The 14,804-nt window shown below is 71.6% G+C and carries 10 protein-coding genes; 4 read left to right on the forward strand and 6 right to left on the reverse strand.

The genetic code is table 11. The features are described 5' to 3' along the window. Nucleotides 1–115: 115 nt before the first annotated feature. The 5 genes from sucD to ACWGIG_RS27305 all read right to left on the reverse strand — a co-directional run bounded on the left by sucD (nucleotide 116) and on the right by ACWGIG_RS27305 (nucleotide 7,314). Complete coding sequence (sucD, locus tag ACWGIG_RS27285; protein ID WP_453324324.1) at nucleotides 116–1,000, reverse strand: succinate--CoA ligase subunit alpha; 885 nt, start codon at nucleotides 998–1,000, stop codon at nucleotides 116–118. A 21-nt stretch (nucleotides 1,001–1,021) separates the two neighbouring features. Further along, entirely contained in the window at nucleotides 1,022–2,203 is a 1,182-nt protein-coding gene (gene sucC, locus ACWGIG_RS27290; protein WP_453324325.1) for an ADP-forming succinate--CoA ligase subunit beta, read from the reverse strand. A 235-nt stretch (nucleotides 2,204–2,438) separates the two neighbouring features. Further along, nucleotides 2,439–3,647: a VWA domain-containing protein gene (locus tag ACWGIG_RS27295; RefSeq protein ID WP_453324326.1), complete on the reverse strand. Its 1,209-nt coding sequence runs from the start codon at nucleotides 3,645–3,647 to the stop codon at nucleotides 2,439–2,441. Next, a complete protein-coding gene (locus ACWGIG_RS27300; RefSeq protein ID WP_453324327.1) occupies nucleotides 3,644–6,181 on the reverse strand; it encodes a DUF5682 family protein in 2,538 nt (845 codons plus the stop codon). The genes ACWGIG_RS27295 and ACWGIG_RS27300 overlap by 4 nt, the downstream gene beginning before the upstream one ends. Beyond that, nucleotides 6,178–7,314: an ATP-binding protein gene (locus ACWGIG_RS27305; RefSeq protein WP_453324328.1), complete on the reverse strand. Its 1,137-nt coding sequence runs from the start codon at nucleotides 7,312–7,314 to the stop codon at nucleotides 6,178–6,180. The genes ACWGIG_RS27300 and ACWGIG_RS27305 overlap by 4 nt, the downstream gene beginning before the upstream one ends. Nucleotides 7,315–7,567: 253 nt before the next feature. Here ACWGIG_RS27305 and ACWGIG_RS27310 point away from each other — a divergent pair, with 253 nt between their 5' ends. Together ACWGIG_RS27310 and ACWGIG_RS27315 are read left to right on the forward strand one after the other, a co-directional pair. Further along, nucleotides 7,568–8,947 carry an SWIM zinc finger family protein gene (locus tag ACWGIG_RS27310; RefSeq protein ID WP_453324329.1) on the forward strand — a complete coding sequence of 460 codons (1,380 nt, stop codon included), beginning with the start codon at nucleotides 7,568–7,570 and terminating at the stop codon, nucleotides 8,945–8,947. A gap of 82 nt (nucleotides 8,948–9,029) precedes the next feature. Continuing rightward, on the forward strand, nucleotides 9,030–10,751 hold the full coding sequence (locus ACWGIG_RS27315) for a DUF5691 domain-containing protein (protein ID WP_453324330.1): 1,722 nt from the start codon (nucleotides 9,030–9,032) through the stop codon (nucleotides 10,749–10,751). A 400-nt stretch (nucleotides 10,752–11,151) separates the two neighbouring features. On the opposite strand, the gene ACWGIG_RS27320 is transcribed toward ACWGIG_RS27315, so the two are convergent. Beyond that, complete coding sequence (locus tag ACWGIG_RS27320) at nucleotides 11,152–11,565, reverse strand: cobalamin B12-binding domain-containing protein (protein WP_453324331.1); 414 nt, start codon at nucleotides 11,563–11,565, stop codon at nucleotides 11,152–11,154. Nucleotides 11,566–12,179: 614 nt separating this feature from the next. Here ACWGIG_RS27320 and ACWGIG_RS27325 point away from each other — a divergent pair. Together ACWGIG_RS27325 and ACWGIG_RS27330 are read left to right on the forward strand one after the other, a co-directional pair. Next, on the forward strand, nucleotides 12,180–12,905 hold the full coding sequence (locus tag ACWGIG_RS27325; protein ID WP_453324333.1) for an esterase/lipase family protein: 726 nt from the start codon (nucleotides 12,180–12,182) through the stop codon (nucleotides 12,903–12,905). A 271-nt stretch (nucleotides 12,906–13,176) separates the two neighbouring features. After that, complete coding sequence (locus tag ACWGIG_RS27330) at nucleotides 13,177–14,763, forward strand: peptidoglycan DD-metalloendopeptidase family protein (RefSeq protein ID WP_453324332.1); 1,587 nt, start codon at nucleotides 13,177–13,179, stop codon at nucleotides 14,761–14,763. The last annotated feature ends 41 nt before the right edge of the window (nucleotides 14,764–14,804 follow it).

Here is a 14,804-nt window from a genome sequence, read left to right on the forward strand (position 1 = left end):
CCCCGAGAAGGGGTGCGGGCCTTCCGCGTACAGAAATCCGCAGAGAAATCCGTACAGGAATCCGCACAGATCCAGTGGATCTGATGAATCCGGTGAATCCGGTGAATCCGGTGAATCAGCCCGCGAGAATCGCGCGCGCCAGCTTCGCCGTCTCGGTCGGCGTCTTGCCGACCTTGACGCCGGCGGCCTCAAGGGCCTCCTTCTTCGCCTGGGCGGTGCCCGACGAACCGGAGACGATCGCGCCCGCGTGACCCATCGTCTTGCCCTCGGGGGCGGTGAAGCCCGCGACGTAGCCGACGACCGGCTTGGTCACGTTCTTCGCGATGTAGTCCGCCGCACGCTCCTCGGCGTCGCCGCCGATCTCGCCGATCATGACGATCAGGTCGGTCTCGGGGTCGGCCTCGAACGCGGCGAGCGCGTCGATGTGCGTCGTACCGATGACCGGGTCGCCACCGATGCCGACGGCCGACGAGAAGCCGATGTCACGGAGCTCGTACATCATCTGGTACGTCAGCGTGCCGGACTTCGAGACCAGGCCGATGCGGCCCGGCTTCGTGATGTCGCCCGGGATGATGCCGGCGTTGGACTGGCCCGGGGTGATGAGACCGGGGCAGTTCGGGCCGATGATGCGGGTCTTGTTGCCCTTGGCCGAGGCGTACGACCAGAAGGCGGCGGAGTCGTGCACCGCGATGCCCTCGGTGATGACGACGGCGAGGGGGATCTCCGCGTCGATCGCCTCGACGACGGCGGACTTCGCGAACGCCGGCGGCACGAAGAGCACGGACACGTCGGCGCCCGTCTTCTCCATCGCCTCGGCCACGGAACCGAAGACCGGGACCTCGGTGCCGTCGAAGTCGACGGACGTGCCGGCCTTGCGCGGGTTCACGCCGCCGACGATGTTGGTGCCGTCGGCCAGCATGAGCTTGGTGTGCTTCATGCCCGTGGCACCGGTCATGCCCTGGACGATGACCTTGCTGTCCTTGGTGAGGAAGATAGCCATGGTGTTTGGAGTCCCTCTTCCTTACTTCGCAGCTGCGGCGAGCTCGGCGGCCTTGTCGGCCGCGCCGTCCATGGTGTCCACGCGCTGCACGAGCGGGTGGTTGGCGTCGGAGAGGATCTTGCGACCCAGCTCCGCGTTGTTGCCGTCGAGACGGACAACGAGGGGCTTGGTGACTGCCTCGCCCTTCGACTTCAGCAGCTCCAGAGCCTGGACGATGCCGTTGGCGACCTCGTCACAGGCGGTGATGCCACCGAAGACGTTGACGAACACGGACTTGACGTCCGGGTCACCGAGGATGATCTCCAGGCCGTTCGCCATGACCTCGGCGGAGGCGCCGCCACCGATGTCGAGGAAGTTGGCGGGCTTCACGTTGCCGTGGTTCTCACCGGCGTACGCGACGACGTCCAGGGTCGACATGACCAGGCCGGCGCCGTTGCCGATGATGCCGACCTCGCCGTCCAGCTTGACGTAGTTGAGGTTCTTGGCCTTGGCAGCGGCTTCGAGCGGGTTGGCCGCTGCCTTGTCCTCAAGCGCCTCGTGGTCGGGCTGGCGGAAGTCGGCGTTCTCGTCCAGCGAGACCTTGCCGTCGAGGGCCAGGATGCGGCCGTCCTTGGTCTTCACCAGCGGGTTGACCTCGACGAGGAGGGCGTCCTCGGCGACGAAGGTGTCCCACAGGGTCACCAGGACCTCGGCGACACCCTCGGCGACGTCGGCCGGGAACTTCGCCTGGGCGACGATCTCGCGGGCCTTCTCGATGGTGACGCCGTCGTTGGCGTTGACCGGGACCTTCGCGAGGGCCTCGGGGCTGTTGACCGCGACCTCCTCGATGTCCATGCCGCCCTGCACCGAGGCCATGGCCAGGAAGGTGCGGTTGGTGCGGTCGAGGAGGTACGAGACGTAGTACTCCGCCTCGATCTCCGGGGACAGCTCGGCGATCATCACCTTGTGGACCGTGTGGCCCTTGATGTCCATGCCGAGGATGTCCGTCGCGCGAGCGACGGCCTCGTCCGGGGTCGCGGCGAGCTTCACGCCGCCGGCCTTTCCACGGCCGCCGACCTTCACCTGAGCCTTGACGACGGACTTGCCGCCCATGCCCTCAGTGGCCTTGCGCGCCGCCTCAGGCGTGTCAATGACTTCACCGGCCAGCACCGGTACACCGTGCTTGGCGAAGAGGTCCCTCGCCTGGTACTCGAACAGGTCCACGCGCGTCCGTCCCTTTTCTGATGATCGCGGGTTCTGGTGATCGCGTTACGTTCAATGCGATGGGCGTGCCGCGAAGGCAACGTGACTGCGCTGTCACAAGGGAGGCGTACACGGTGTCCGGTACGCGGCATGTCCGTCTCGCAGGTTATCCCCGAGGGCCGTAGGTCCCTAAATCGCAGGTCACACCTGAACGGTGATACCTGTCACAGAGTGCCACTCAGAACCATGATCCGTGTCACGCAGTGTCCGGCACAGGTATGGGCCTCTTCTCGATCGCAGCCGCCATGACCTCGGGAAAGAGGTCTGGAGTGCAGGCGAAGGCGGGTGCGCCGAGGGCGGCGAGCGCGGCGGCGTGCTCGCGGTCGTAGGCCGGGGCGCCCTCGTCCGAGAGTGCGAGCAGTGTGACGAACTGGACTCCGGACGCCTTCATCGCGGCGACCCGCTTCAACATCTCGTTGCGGATGCCGCCCTCGTACAGATCACTGATGAGTACGACGACGGTGTCGGCCGGCCGGGTGATCCGGGACTGGCAGTAGGCGAGCGCGCGGTTGATGTCGGTGCCGCCGCCGAGCTGGGTGCCGAACAGCACGTCGACCGGGTCGTCCAGCTGGTCGGTGAGGTCGACGACGGCGGTGTCGAAGACGACGAGCCGGGTCTGGAGGGAGCGCATCGAGGCGAGGACCGCGCCGAAGACGGACGCGTAGACGACGGAGGCGGCCATCGATCCCGACTGGTCGATGCAGAGGACGACCTCCTTCTTGACCGACTGCGAGGCCCTGCCGTAGCCGATCAGCCGCTCGGGGACGATCGTCCCGGCCCCTTCTTCGCCTCCTGCGCCGGGAATCGGCACGTAGTTCTTCAGGTTGGCGCGAATCGTGCGGTCCCAGTCGATGTCGCGGTGCCGGGGCCGGTTGATGCGGGCACTGCGGTCCAGCGCGCCGGTGAGGGTGGCCCGGGTGCGGGTGGCGAGGCGCTTCTCCAGGTCCTCGACGACCTTGCGGACGACGGCGCGCGCGGTCTCCTTCGTCGTCTCGGGCATCGCCTTGTTGAGGGAGAGGAGGGTGCCGACGAGGTGGACGTCGGCCTCGACGGCCTCCAGCATCTCCGGCTCCAGGAGCAGCGCGGACAGACCGAGCCGTTCGATGGCGTCGCGCTGCATGACCTGGACGACGGAGCTGGGGAAGTACGTCCTGATGTCGCCGAGCCAGCGGGCCACGGACGGCGCGGAAGCGCCGAGTCCTGCGGACCGCTCGCCGTTGCGTCCCATACGGGAGGGGCTTCCGTCCGTGGTGCCGTAGAGCGCGGCGAGGGCGCCGTCCATCGCTGCGTCCCGGCCGGCGAGCGAGCAGCCGGTGCCGTCGGCGGAGTCCCCGCCGAGGACCATCCGCCAGCGCCGGAGCCGTTCGTCGACGGCCTGGTCCGAACTGCCTGTTGCCGTGGTCATCGCGCGGTCACCCCCGTGTGGTCGTACTGGTGGTCACTGTGGCCGTCCTCGCCGTCACTGCTGGCGTCAGTGCTCGTGCTGGTGCCGGTGCCGGTTCCCGTGCCGGTGCCGGTTCCCGTGCCGGTGCCGGTTCCTGTGCCGAGCAGCAGGTGCAGTACCGGCAGTACGGCGTCGGCGCGCTCGCTGTCGAGTACGGGGCCGAAGCCGGTCGGTCCCGCTTCCGCGCCCGCCCCGGCCGCCGGGGCGCCGCCCGGTGGTGCGGGCCCGCGCCTGACCAGCTCGCCGAGGGTGCGCCGGACCCCCGGTTCGTACGCCGCGAACGTGCGCCGCAGCAGGGGCAGTACGTCGGTGAAGGCGTCCGGCGACACCCCTGTCAGCCAGGTGTCGACGAGGCCGAGGAGGCGCTCGTCGTGGATCAGGAGCATCCCCGAACCGGATGCTCCGCCGACGAAGCCCTCGATCCAGGCCGCCGCGTCGGCGGGCGGGGTGCCGGGTGAGAGCGCGAGGCCCATGAGGCGGGCGGCGTCGTCCTCGTCGAGGCGCCCCTCGTCGAGGAGGAGACGGACGGCCCGGCCCCGGACCACGCCGGCGACGGTGTCCCGGCCCGCGAGCCTGCGCAGCACCTTGGCCCAGCGTCCGCGCAGGTCGTGCGGTCCGGCGTCGCCGCTCGGCGGTTCGAGGAGGCCGATCGCGGTGTGCACGGCGTCGACATGGCGGCGCATCCCGGCGGCGCCGTCCGCGTCCAGCCCCGTACAGGCGGGAGGCAGGCCGACGCAGATCCGCTCGGCGAGGCCCGCCGCGACTTCGGCGAGGGCGGCGGTGTCGGTGCCGCGCACGTCGCCGTACCGGAGGGTGCGGGCGAGGGCGGGGAGGGCCTGGGCGAGGTGGCCGACGTCGCTGTCCAGGGCGGCGCGGTCGGCGAGGGCCCGCATCACCACCGGGAGCGCGCCCGGCAGTTCGGCAAGCAGACACTGCTCGGCGAGAGCGGTGATGTCGGCGAGGGCGGTCGCGGAGACGGCCTGCGATTCCGCTTTCGCGGTCGCGGCGGCCAGGACGGTGGTGCCCCACACCCCTGCCTCGGCGACCCGCACCGACAGCTCGGGTTCCCAGCGCAGCCGCCAGCCCTCGCGGAAGGTGCCGGTGCTGTTGCGGGACTCGGCCGCCTCGCCCCAGCCGATGCCGAGGAGACGCAGCCGGTGCAGCAGGCGGCTGCGGGCGGCGTCGGTGTCCTTACGGAGGTCGAGGTCCAGCTCCCGCTCCGCCGCCTCGGGTTTGAGGCGGAGCGTGCGCTGTTGCCGGGTGAGGTCGCGTTGCAGCGGCACGACGGGGGCGGAGTCCGGAACCTCGCCCAGGACGTCGCCGACGATCAGCCTGTCGTGCACCAGCGAGAGCGGTACGTCGGAGCCGTCGCACATCACGGCTCTGATCGCGTCGGTCGTCTCGGTGAGCCCGGCGAGGGGCCGGCCGCGCATCACGGCGAGGGTCTCGGCGAGCCGGACGGCCTCGATGACGTGGGCGGAGGAGACGGGGCGGTCCTCTTCGCGCAGCAGTCCCGCGACCTTGGTCATCCAACGCACGACGGGCCGGTCCGCCGCACCGAAGAGGTGTCCGTACCAGCCGGGCGAGTCGATGCCCGCCCCGTACCCGCTGTGCCGGCCGAGCCGCCGGTGGGTCCAGGGCACCCAGGTCAGCTCGGCCTTGACCTTGGGCAGTCCCTTGAGAAGGGCCCGGTCGGCGGTGAGGGTCGGCGGCTTCCCGCCGAGCGCGGGCACGTGCCAGGCGCCGCAGACGACGGCGACCTCCTCCCCGAACTCCTTCCTCGCGGCGCGGAGTTGGATCCGCATGTACGCCTCGCGCACCAGGTCGCGTCGGTGTCCGCCGTCCCCGTACTCCTGCCGCAGTGCCCCCATGGCCTCGGCAAGCGCCTCGAACGGCGCGAACGGGTCGCCGCCGCCTGCCCCCCGGTGCTCGACGACGTCCTCCCACCAGCGCTCCGGGTCGTCGTACCCGGCGGCCTCGGCGAGCACGGCGAGCGGATCCACCGCCAGCGCCTCGGACTCCCCCGATTCTCGCGGGTCCGTCCCGGGAGCACCCTCCTCCTCCGCGGAGACGGTCTGCTCCTCCCCGGAGGCGTCCTGCTCCTCGCGCACTGCCAGCGAGTGGGCCGCGGGCAGGTCGATGAAACGGACCGGTACGTCGTGCGCCAGTGCCCAGCGGATCGCGACCCACTCCGGCGAGAACTCGGCCAGCGGCCAGAACGACGCACGGCCCGGGTCGTCCAGCACGTGCGCGAGGAGGGCGACCGGTGGACTCATCTGCGGGTCGGCGGCGAGCGGCAGCAGCGCGTCGCCCTCGGGAGGCCCCTCGACCAGTACGACACGGGGGCGCGCGGCGTCGAGCACGGCACGCACCGCGCGGGCCGATCCGGGGCCGTGGTGGCGGACCCCCAGCAGCCAAGGGCCGTGCGGGACCGTGGTGTTCGGCGGTGGCCCCTCTGGGACGGTGGCGGCTGCGACAGCCGCGGCGGTCGTCATGCGGTCACCTCGCGGCAGGCCCGGTAGAAGTCCTTCCAGCCGTCCCGCTCGCGGACGACCGTCTCCAGGTACTCCTGCCAGATCACCCGGTCGGCGGCCGGGTCACGGACGACCGCACCGAGGATGCCCGCGGCGACGTCCCCGGGACGCAGCACGCCGTCGCCGAAGTGGGCGGCCAGGGCGAGGCCGTTGGTGACGACGGAGATCGCCTCGGCCGTGGACAGCGTGCCGGACGGGGACTTGAGCTTCGTGCGGCCGTCGGCGGTGACTCCGGAGCGCAGCTCGCGGAAGACGGTGACCACGCGGCGGATCTCGTCGCTGGCGTCGGTGCCGCCGGGCAGGTCGAGGGAGCGGCCCATCTGGTCGACGCGCCGCGACACGATGTCGACCTCGGCCTCCGGGGTCGCGGGCAGCGGCAGCACGACCGTGTTGAACCGGCGGCGGAGCGCGCTGGAGAGGTCGTTGACACCGCGGTCACGGTCGTTGGCGGTGGCGATGAGGTTGAAGCCGGAGATGGCCTGGCACTCCTGGCCCAGCTCGGGGATGGGCAGGGTCTTTTCCGACAGGATCGTGATCAGGGAGTCCTGCACGTCGGCCGGGATGCGGGTCAGCTCCTCGACGCGGGCGGTCATGCCTTCGGTCATGGCCCGCATGACGGGGCTGGGCACCAGGGCTTCGCGGCTGGGGCCGTGGGCGAGCAGCCGGGCGTAGTTCCAGCCGTACCGGATGGCTTCCTCGGGTGTGCCCGCGGTGCCTTGGACGAGCAGCGTGGAGTCACCGCTGACGGCCGCGGCCAGATGCTCGGAGACCCAGGTCTTGGCGGTGCCGGGGACGCCGAGCAGCAGCAGGGCGCGGTCCGTGGCGAGTGTCGTGACGGCGACTTCGACGATGCGGCGCGGGCCCACGTACTTCGGAGTGATCACCGTGCCGTCGGGCAGGGAGCCGCCGAGCAGGTATGTGGCCACGGCCCACGGCGAGAGCCGCCAGCGGGCGGGCCTCGGCCGGTCGTCGGCCGCGGCCAGCGCCTTCAGCTCCTGCGCGAACGCGTCCTCGGCGTGCGGTCGCAGGGCCTCGGAAGCGTCCGCCGCGCCGGTCTCGGACGTGGTCGCCAGGTCGATTGCAGGCGTGGTCATGGAATCCCCCTCCAGATTTCCCGGATGTGGTCTCCACCGTGCACCATGCCACTGACAATCAAGCGTCGTCGCAGGTCAGACCCCAATTGGCAGTCCTTTGGGGGCACTTCGCCCAGGGCGCCGCTCGCTGGATTTCCACGGCCGTGCAGCTTTCGGCCGCGGCCGAGCACGGAAAAAGGGGATCCGGGCGCATCGACGCCGACGTATTCGCTGGTCAGGGCGATTGTCAGTGGCGGCCTCTACGGTCGGAGACATGAATCAGCTGGGGGTGCGCTGGACGGCGGATCAGGTGCTGGCACTGGCTCCTGACGCCGCCTCACGCAAAGCGGGAAGCAGGCTCGCCACGGCCGGGCCGTGGTCGGGCGCGGGGTGCGACGGCGCGGGCGCACTGTGGGGGTTGTGCAGGGGAAGCGGCAGCAGGCCGTATCAGACCGTCGTCGATCTGGCGGGGTCCAAAGCGGCTTCCAAGTGCAGTTGCCCGAGCCGGAAGTTCCCCTGCAAGCACGCGCTGGGACTGCTGCTGCTCTGGGCGGCGGAGGACCCGGCCGTGGTGGGGGGCGCGGAGCCCGCGGACTGGGCCGCGGAGTGGCTCGGGGGCCGCAGGGAGCGGGCAGCGGGAGCCGCGGCGGAGAAGCAGGGGGGAGCAGAGGGGGCGTCGGAGAGCACTTCGGCCGCGAAGGCGGCCGACCCGGAGGCGGCCCGTCGGCGGGCCGAGCGCCGGGCGGCGCGGATCGGCGCGGGTGCGTCGGAGCTGGAGCAGCGCCTGACTGACCTGCTGCGCGGCGGCCTGGCAGCGGCCGAGCGGTCGGGGTACGGGCTCTGGGAGGAGACCGCGGCGCGCATGGTCGACGCACAGGCGCCCGGACTTGCTTCGCGGGTGCGGGAGTTGGGTTCGATACCGGCTTCGGGCCCCGGCTGGCCGGTGCGGCTCCTGGAGGAGTGTGCGCTGCTGCACCTGCTCGACGGGGCGTGGCTGGGACGGGACCGGTTGCCCGCCGCGCTCGCGACGACGGTGCGCACGCGGGTCGGCCTGCCGTCCTCCCCGGACGGCCCGGCGGTCCGCGACCGCTGGCTGGTCCTCGCGCAGTACGACCATGCCGACAGCAAGGTCACCACCCGCCGCATCTGGCTGTACGGGCAGGGGTCCGGCCGCACCGCGCTGGTGCTGTCCTTCGGCGCGGCAGGCCGGGCCCCGGAGATCGCGCTCCCGGTGGGCCTCGCCCTCGATGCCGAGCTGCTGCCGCACGGCGGGGCGGGACAGCTACGGGCCACGCTGGGCGAGCAGTTCGGGCCCCCGGCCCCGGCCACCGCACTACCACCGGGCGGCACCGCGACCGAAGCGCTGGAGGCATACTCCCGGGCGCTGTGCGACGACCCGTGGCTGGACTCCTGGCCGGTGACTCTCACGTCGGCGATACCGGTGCCGTCCGCCGACGGGTGGCAACTTGCCGACGAGGACGGCAAGTTGGCCCTCCCCGTTGCCCGGACGGCTCTGGGCAGACCCGCCCTCTGGAAACTCGCGGCCCTTTCCGGCGGGGCCCCTGTCTCCGTCTTCGGCGAATGCGGCCACCAGGGCTTCCACCCCCTGACCACCTGGACGCCCGCTTCGCCCACCCCCGTCCCCCTCTCCTGACCCAGCTCTGCCACCGCACGGGCATCGACACCGCCCCACCCACACCGATCCGCGCCGTCCACCCACTCATCCGGAGGGCCCAATGACCACCACCTGGGAAGACCTCGTCACTTCCGCCCTCCTGGGCACCGACCGCCGCCCGACACCCCCGGACCCCAGCCTCAGCCCTGGCCCCGGTCCTGGCTCCGGTCCCGCTTCTGGTTCCATCTCCGGCTCCGGCTCCGGGCCCGGGTCCGGGTCCGCTTCCGGTGCCGTCCCCGGGCCCCCATCGCCTCCCCCGGATCCCCCCACCGCCCTCCTCGACGCCGCTGCCCTCCACACCCTCCGGCGCCGCGCCGGCCTGACCCCCGCTGCGGCGGGCGAGCTCCCTTCCCCCGCACCGGAGGACAGCCGTCCGCCGCTCCCCGCACCCGCCCACCGCCGCCTCGCCCTGCTCCTCGCGGACCGTGCCGCCCCCGCCCAGTCGGGCGGGCGCCGCGGCAGCGCCCCCGACCTGACCGAGCTCCTCCCCCAGTGGCTCGCCGCCGCCAACCGGCACCGCTTCCAGGCACCTGCCGCCCTGCTGCCCGCCCTGCTCGACGCGGCCCGTGCTCGTACGGATCTACGGCCCCAGGCCCTGGAGTTCGCGGGATCGCGGGGGCTGTGGCTGGCCCGGCTCAACCCGGAGTGGAAGTACGCCCTGCGCGGCACCGCGGGCGGGGCCGCACTCCCGGACGTACGGGACGCCGAGGCCGTGCGCACGCTGTGGGAGGAGGGGCTGTTCGCCGAGCGGGTGGGACTGCTCGGCGCCGTACGGGCAGCGGAGCCGGCCGCCGCGCTCGCCCTGCTCACCACGGGCTGGACCACGGAGCGTGCCGAGGACCGGCTGATGTTCCTGGACTCGCTGCGCACCGGACTGAGCGGGAGGGACGAGGAGTTCCTGGAACAGGCACTGTCGGACCGCAGTCGCAACGTCCGGGCGGTCGCCGCGGAGCTGCTCTCCGCGCTGCCCGCCTCCGCGTTCGGCGCACGGATGGCGGCCCGGGCCACGTCGTGCATCGGCCTGGACCGTACGGGCGACGCCGGCGGCATCGCGGTGGAGGCACCGCACGAGTGCGACGCGGCGATGCAGCGGGACGGAGTGGTCGCGAAACCACCGGCCGGACGGGGCGAACGCTCGTGGTGGTTCGGCCAGTTGGTGGAGTCCGCACCGCTCGCGGCCTGGTCGGCGCGGCTCGGGGGACGTACGGCACGGGAGATCGTACGGCTGCCCGTCACCGACGGATGGGGCGAGGAACTGCACGCGGCCTGGTGCCGGGCGGCGATACGGCAGGGCGACTCGGACTGGGCGCGAGCCCTGCTCGGGGCACCGTCCGTGCCGCCCGAGGCGGGTACGGGCACGGCCTCGCTCGCCGAGCGGGCAAAGCTGCTGGCCACCCTGGAGGACGGCGAACGGGCCGACTGGGTGGCCGAGTTCGTCTCGGCACACGGGCTGTCGGAGGCGTTCCAACTGCTGGGGGTCTGCGTGGTGCCGTGGTCGGGGGCGCTCGGCCGGGCGGTCGTCGACGCACTCGACATCGCACGGGACGCGGGGAGCTACCCGTGGAGCTTCAGCGGAGTGATGGGGCTCGCGGAACGGTGCCTCGACCCGGGCGAGGCCGACCGTCTGGAGATCCTGACCACCACACCGGACGAGGCGGAGGGAGCGTCACCGGGAGCCGGGGGCTACTGGTCGGAAGCGTTCCAACGCCTGGTGGGGACGCTGAGGCTGCGGGCGACGATGGTGCGGGAACTGGAAGGGAGACCCGTCACCACCACCCTCTAGCCCTCTTGGCCAGCAAGGCCGCGCCCTACCGCACCCCTCCCCGCCTCTTGGGGCAGCGGGGCCGCCCCTCACCCGCCACCCCCGCCCCCTTGGGCAGCGGGGCCGCCCCCCCCGGGGGGCGGGACGGGTGGGCAAGGGGGCGGCCCCCACGCGGAGCACCCCTCCCCCGACCGCACGCCCTCGCGACCGCACCCCCAAGCACCGCGCGCACCCACGCACCCCCGACCGCACCCCGTGCGGCCCGGTGGGCGGCGTGCGGGTGCATCGTGGCTGGTCGCGCAGTTCCCCGCGCCCCTGAAGGGGCGCCCGATGCACGGCTGCACCGCGCGTCCTCAGACGCCGGACGGGCCGGATGTGCCGGATGCGCCGGACAGACCGGAAAGTGCCTGCCGGAACCTCGCTACGCCCCCGCCGTCTGCCTCACATTCGCCCGTACCCACTCCACGATCGCCGTCGTCGTCGCCCCCGGCGTGAAGATCTCCGCGACGCCCTTCGCCTTCAGCGGAGCGATGTCGTCCTCCGGGATGATCCCGCCGCCGAAGACCTTGATGTCCGCCGCGTCGCGCTCCCGGAGCAGGTCGATGACCTTCACGAAGAGCGTGTTGTGGGCGCCGGACAGGATCGACATGCCGATCGCGTCCGCGTCCTCCTGGATCGCGGTGTCCACGATCTGCTCGGGAGTCTGGTGCAGGCCCGTGTAGATGACCTCCATGCCGGCGTCCCGCAGGGCCCGTGCGATGACCTTGGCCCCGCGGTCGTGCCCGTCAAGACCCGGCTTCGCCACCACCACACGGATCGGTCCAGTTACACCCATCGCTGCTGCCTCCCAGTACGCACCGCGCCGCCGTTGGCGCAACGTCCCCGGCCCCAGGAGGGGCAGGGAAGTGAACGAACGTTATCCACAGCATCCCGCACGCCGCCGTTTCACGGTGGACCGAGAGGGGGAAATCACACGTTGGGAAACGTTCGCTGTGCGTCGTACCCGCATCAGCCGGCACCGCAGCCACACACTGCCGCCGCAGCCGGGGCGGTCGCACGGGGAGCCGCAACGAGGTCGCCGCACCACCGCGCCGTCAGCCGCACGGCACGGTGGGACGGCCACTCCCTTCTCCACCGGCCTCCGCCACGGCACCCTATGAGGGCACACGGGGGACAGGGCCGTCCCCCCGCGTGCCGTTCGGGAGGTCGGCCGCCATGAATCTTCCGCCCCAGCCATCCCTGCCGCCCCTGCCATCCCCGGCAGCCCCGGCGCACCTGGCAGCCCCGGCGCAACCGGCAGCCGCATCACCCCCGGCCACCCGTCGGCCCCTCGCGCCACTCGCACCCCTCTCCTCTCTCCTCACCTCGCTGATCACCCCACTGATCACCCCACTGATCGCCCCGTTGATCACCCCCTTCGGCCCGCTGCTGCGTGCCACCGCGCTCGAAATGGCCATCCTGTTCGGGCACTTGATCCTCTATCCCTCGGGGATACGGCCTGAGCGTCCCGCCGAGCCCGAGATACCCACCGCCGGCCGGTCCCGCCCGCCGGTCGTACTGCTGCACGGATTCGTCGACAACCGTTCCGTGTTCGTCCTGCTGCGCCGCTCACTGGCCCGGCACGGCTGGTGTCATCTCGCCTCGCTCAACTACTCGCCGCTCACCTGCGACATCCGCACCTCCGCCGAACTGCTCGGCCGTCATGTCGAGGAGATCTGCGCCAGGACGGGGCACAGCGAGGTGGACATCGTCGGGCACAGCCTCGGCGGTCTGATCGCCCGCTATTACACGCAGCGACTCGGCGGCGACACGCGCGTACGGACACTCGTCACACTCGGAACTCCGCACGAGGGAACACGTGTAGCCCCACCGATGAGCGCGCACCCTCTCGTACGACAGATGCGTCCCGGCTCTTCCGTGATCGAAGAACTGGCTCTGCCCGCACCCGGATGCCGGACCCGTTTCGTGAGTTTCTGGAGCGACCTTGATCAATTGATGGTGCCGGTGGAAACGGCCCGTATCCGCCACCCCGATCTGGTCACCCAGAACGTGCAGGTCAGCGGGATCGGCCATCTCGCGCTTCCCGTGCACCCGGCCGTAGCCGCCGGAATCCGGCAGGCGCTCCAGGCGCAGGGCGTGACCGATGCGGGCTCCCCGGACGTCTCCGTCGCGTGAAGCGCGAGGTAACCGACAGCCCCGGTGTTCAAGGTGTGAATGTGGCGTGATCAAGGCCTTGCATTCCTCGAACATTTGCCGAACGCAGCGCCAAGCCCGCGCCCGCCGTCCGCCAAAAGGCGGCCGAATGCCCGTTTCCTGAATGCCCAAAACCTGCCGAAGATTGTCGCCGCCGCATACCGCCGGGTACAGTCGCGCCACTGCTTTCACTCGGGGTACCCCCCGTACCCCCCGGAAACCAGATCCTGCTGCCGAGGCGAGAGAGACGTTGGTGAACGACCAGCAACCCCACGCCGGGTACGACACGTACCCCACCGGCAGCTTTGACACCGATCCGCTCTTCGGCGGACTGCCGGGTAGCGGCAATCCCAGTGGTCAGTACGACTCCTCCCAGTGGGACACCGGTTCTCAGCAGCACGTGGCGTACGACGCCTATACCGCGCACTCGCAGCAGGGTTACGACTCCACCGGCACCTGGTCCCACCTCGGCGGCTACCCGCAGAGCGCGGACATCCCCGCCCAGGGCGGCCCCGCTTCGTACGACACCGGCTCGTACGGCACCACCACTTCGTACGACAGCGACGCCATGGTCACCGGGCAGTGGGACGCGAGCGCCTGGAACCAGGCGGACCAGGTGCACCAGGCGCACCAGGACCCCTTCGAGACCGGCCAGTTCGACGCCACGCAGTTCGCGTACGCGGCCGACTCGTCGTCGGGCCACCAGTGGCAGGCGTACGACCCGAGTCCTGAGAGCACCGCCTTCGAGACCGGCTCCTTCGACACCGCGGCCTTCGAAACCAGTGCCTTCGAAGCTGCGGCCTTCGAGACCGGCTCCTTCGAGACCGGCTCCTTCGAAACCGCAGGCTCCGAAACCGCGGCCTCCGAGACCGAAGCCTTCGACACCGGAGCCTTCGACGCCACCGCCTGGAACTCCACCGCGGCCGATTCACCAAAACCCGCCGCCGCACCGGCCGACTTCCACACCGCCGAGTTCCCCGTGGTCTCCCCCGACGACGTGCATCCGCACGCGCACGACGCGGGTGACTCAGGACCCGGCCCCGAGCCGGAACCCACGGCGGCCGGCCCCCGCGCCGCCCGCCGAGCCCCCGCGAGCCGAAGCCGCCGCCGCACTCCCGCCAAACGCTCGGCACTCCTCACCGTCGCCGTACCCTCCGCCTGCGTCATGGGCGTCGCAGGAATCGCCGCCGCATCCGTGGGCGGAATCGCCGGTGCCGACGAGGCGAAGCCGAAGCCGAAGACCATGGCCGCCGCCGACCCGGCAACCGTGAAGCCCGTCGCCGTCAACAACATCCACACCCAGCTCGCCGGACTGAGCGCCGACGCCCGCGACTTCGGCGACCGCGCCAGCCGCACGCAGGAACGTATCGACCTCAAGGAACGCCAGGACGCCGAGAAGAAGCGCAAGGCCGAAGAGGCCGCGCGCAAGGAAGCGGCCCGCCCCAAGTACGCCCTGCCCGTCGCACAGCACGGACTCAGCGCGTACTACGGCCAGGCCGGCGTCAACTGGGCGGCCGTGCACACCGGCATCGACTTCCCCGTCGACCTGGGCACCCCCGTGATGGCGGCGACCGACGGCACGGTCAGCGCCGAGTTCAACAGCGCTTACGGCAACATGATGAAGGTCGTTTCGCCGAGCGGTGTCGAGACCTGGTACTGCCACCTCTCCACCACCAAGATCCGCTCGGGCCCGGTGAAGGCCGGCGACGTCATCGGCTTCTCCGGCAGCTCCGGCAACTCCACCGGGCCGCACCTCCACTTCGAGGTACGGCCGGGCGGCGAGTCCGCCGTCGACCCGCTGGCCTGGTACCGCAGCCGCGGCCTCGACCCGACGACGTAACCCGGCACCGTTCGTACGAGAGGGGGCCCGCACCGGATGTC

The sequence above is a fragment of the Streptomyces sp. NPDC054863 genome, from assembly GCF_053610825.1.